At 53.3% G+C, this 2990-nt stretch carries 3 protein-coding genes; 1 reads left to right on the top strand and 2 read right to left on the bottom strand.

What is annotated here, in order from left to right; translation table 11 throughout:
- Positions 1 to 372: 372 nt before the first annotated feature.
- Positions 373 to 654, bottom strand: a complete 282-nt coding sequence (locus tag ACPLUI_RS13325; RefSeq protein WP_121452263.1) for an HU family DNA-binding protein — start codon at positions 652 to 654, stop codon at positions 373 to 375.
- A gap of 39 nt (positions 655 to 693) precedes the next feature.
- On the bottom strand, positions 694 to 2220 hold the full coding sequence (gene mazG / locus ACPLUI_RS13320) for a nucleoside triphosphate pyrophosphohydrolase (RefSeq protein ID WP_424660737.1): 1527 nt from the start codon (positions 2218 to 2220) through the stop codon (positions 694 to 696).
- A gap of 288 nt (positions 2221 to 2508) precedes the next feature.
- Here mazG and ACPLUI_RS13315 point away from each other — a divergent pair.
- A partial coding sequence (locus tag ACPLUI_RS13315) for a polysaccharide deacetylase family protein (RefSeq protein ID WP_424660736.1) occupies positions 2509 to 2990 on the top strand: 482 nt, incomplete at its 3' end.

The following is a 2990-nucleotide window of genomic DNA, read 5'->3' as shown; positions in this document are numbered from 1 at the left end:
CCTCACCCCCATGTCAAGTCGCCATGGCCCAACCCCGTCCGGGCCCCGGCCTAACATCCCGACGCCCGTGTACCGGGCCTCTCCCCCAAAACGCACACACTTTCCGGCCATAGATTCCCCTAACACTTTACCATGTATCTTGATATGCCTGACCATAACCATCATAACCACCTCTCTCTGGTATTTACTGCTAATGTTACCACAAATGTACAGTGGAAGTCGATTGCGATTTTTACTCAAAAAGGAATAAAATATGGCCTGTCCATTCATTACCTCTTCCATCCGTCGTATTTTACCTGGAAAATAAGTAGAGGCCCGGTTTTCAGGCCTCTCCGTACATTGCTTTACACACGGCTTTCCATCCATTTCCCGTTATGTAGCAGCTGAAACGGCATCCCGCAAGGCTTTGCCGGCTTTGAATACAGGTACGCGGGCAGCTGCAATCTCGATCTCTTCCCCTGTTTGTGGATTGCGGCCCTTGCGGGCGGCCCGTTCGCGAATTTCAAAGGTACCAAAGCCGACCAGCTGAACCTTATCCCCCCGGGCAAGAGCTTCCTCAATGGCAGCCAGTACGGCACTTACCGCTTTTTCGGCATCCTTTTTGGTCAGCTCTGTTTTCTCTGCCACCTGGGAAATCAGCTCTGCTTTGTTCATAAATACCCCCCTCAGAAGGTTTAGACATAGTCTGACTTATTATTCGCTAAATCTCCTGGGTTTCCTCCCAGCATGAAAATTATTCCGCTTTTTTTCTGCCCGTTCCACCTTCTTTGCCTCTTCCCACCAGGCATCGAGCTGGTCCAGGGTAAAGCTGGCCGGGTCCCGCCCGCATTTACGCGCCTGTTCTTCTATATACTGGAAACGACGGCGAAAACGACTGACAGCACCGTACAGGGCAACCTCGGCTTCCACACCAAGCAGCCTGGAAAGGTTAACCACAGCAAAAAGCAGATCTCCCAGTTCCCTTTCCAGCTCCGCCTGCCGGCTCTCAGACAGGGCCTGCTTGACTTCCTGCAACTCCTCGAAAACCTTGTCCAGAGCACCCTGGTAATCGGGCCAGTCAAAACCAACCCTGGCCGCCTGGGTCTGGACGGAGCTGGCCTGGAGCAGCGCCGGCAAAGAACGCGGAACTTCCTTTAAAAGAGAAGCCGGCCTCTTTTCACCTTTCTCCTGTGCTTTGATCCGGTCCCAGTTGACAAGGACTTCCGCACTATTCCGTACTGAAACATCTCCAAAGACATGGGGGTGCCGGCGCAACATTTTAGCAGTAATTCCCTCAACCACATCGTTTATATCGAAAGAACCCTGTTCCCTGGCCAGCTGGCTGTGAAATACTATTTGTAACAATAAGTCTCCCAATTCCTCACAAAGTTTATACATGTCTTCCTGGTCAATAGCCTCCAGGACCTCGTAGGCCTCTTCCAGCAGGAAGGGGCGCAGGCTGCGGTGGGTCTGTTCACGATCCCAGGGACACCCCTTCTCGCCCCTCAAGGTGGCCATTACCTCAACCAGGGAATCCAGCGGGTAATGGCACTTCCCGGCCGCTCCCGGACATGGGGGGAGGTACAGGCTGGTCAAATGATCGAACCAGTCCAGCCGGTCCAGCTCATAGAGGGGGACCTCCTCAACCCGCTCGAGCCCGGGAACTCCCGCTGCCCGGACCACCGTCACCGGGTGGGCTGCAGGGTAGTATTCCATGAGGGTTAATTTAACGTCCGAGGCCACCAGACGGCTGTAAACCTGGAAAATAACGTTGGCCACTGCGGGTACCGGTGCCTGCCGGTCAAGGCGCAGACCGTCCACCAGGTGCAAACCATGGCCCGGATCAAGGCCCAGGGTACTGCAAATAACATCCACAAAGCTCATGGCAGGAAGCACGTCCACCTTCAGGCCCCGCCGTGGTCCCTCCTGTAAAACAATCCCCACGGCTTCCTCCGCCATCAGGGGATGACCGGGTACGGCGAAAACCAGTGACCCCCCAGCTGCTTCACTGAGCAGGATTTCAGCCATACGGCGGTACACTTCCTGAAAATCCCGCCCGGTCTCGTAGAGGTAATCAAAGGTTTCGAAGGAGATCCCCTTTTCTCTGAGCCAGGGAACCACCGGATGCTGTTCAGTACGCAGAAATAAACGCCTTGCCCCGCGCAATACCTCCCAGACAGACAGGGGCAGGTGACCGGGATCGCCCGGCCCCAATCCAACCACGGTAATCTGTGCACTCATAACCAAACCCGCCGAAACGGATTTTCACCCCCAAGTTTTCATTTCTTCAGCAGATAAAAATAATTATATATCAGACTACTATTTCTCTAAAGTCCTGTAATTATTTATTTGCTTTTTCATTGAATGCGTTTGGCTCCAGTTTTTTAGAGCGCATATTAATTTCCAATAAAAAGTCTTTGCACCTGTAATCGATAAAATGTATAGTATAACTGGAAATCCAGGGACGGCCGTTAGGCCGCAAAAAAGGAGGAGGTCGTTTCTCCTGCACAGGAGAAACGACCGGAGTTCATGACGAAACGCGACCTGTTTCCATTTAGCATACTGGCGGTCATGTTCTTGTTATGGCTGGCTGTCCTCCCCGCTTGCAGCGTGGCTCCGGACGATACAAACAAATCAGGAACCTTACCAGCTACACCGTCTTCCATTCCCAGAGCTGAAGCCGTTACGAACAAACGGGTTTACCTGACCTTTGACGACGGCCCCAATAACATATTCACCCCGCGCATCCTGGACATCCTGAAACAGGAAGGTGCCCGGGCCACGTTTATGGTGGTGGGGACCAACGTAGTGAAAAACCCCGAAGTAGTGCACCGCATTGTGGACGAAGGCAACGGGCTGGCCAACCATACCTTCAGCCATAATTACAAAAAAATATACCGCTCTCCGGAAGCTTTTATCGCTGATTTGAACCGGTGCAGCGACGCCGTACAGGCCATTACCGGACGACCAGTCAAAGTTTTCCGCGCCCCGGGCGGGCCGGAGAACCTCAA

It is taken from the genome of Desulfofundulus sp., assembly GCF_049701015.1.
Classification (GTDB): domain Bacteria; phylum Bacillota; class Desulfotomaculia; order Desulfotomaculales; family Desulfovirgulaceae; genus Desulfofundulus.
Note: the sequence above shows the minus strand (reverse complement) of the source record. Positions and strands in the feature narration are given on the sequence as shown.

What these genes read in the sequence shown, in the direction of transcription:
- ACPLUI_RS13325 (WP_121452263.1), bottom strand. Translation starts at nt 654, where the DNA reads ATGAACAAAGCAGAGCTGATTTCCCAGGTGGCAGAGAAAACAGAGCTG.
- mazG (WP_424660737.1), bottom strand. Translation starts at nt 2,220, where the DNA reads ATGAGTGCACAGATTACCGTGGTTGGATTGGGGCCGGGCGATCCCGGT.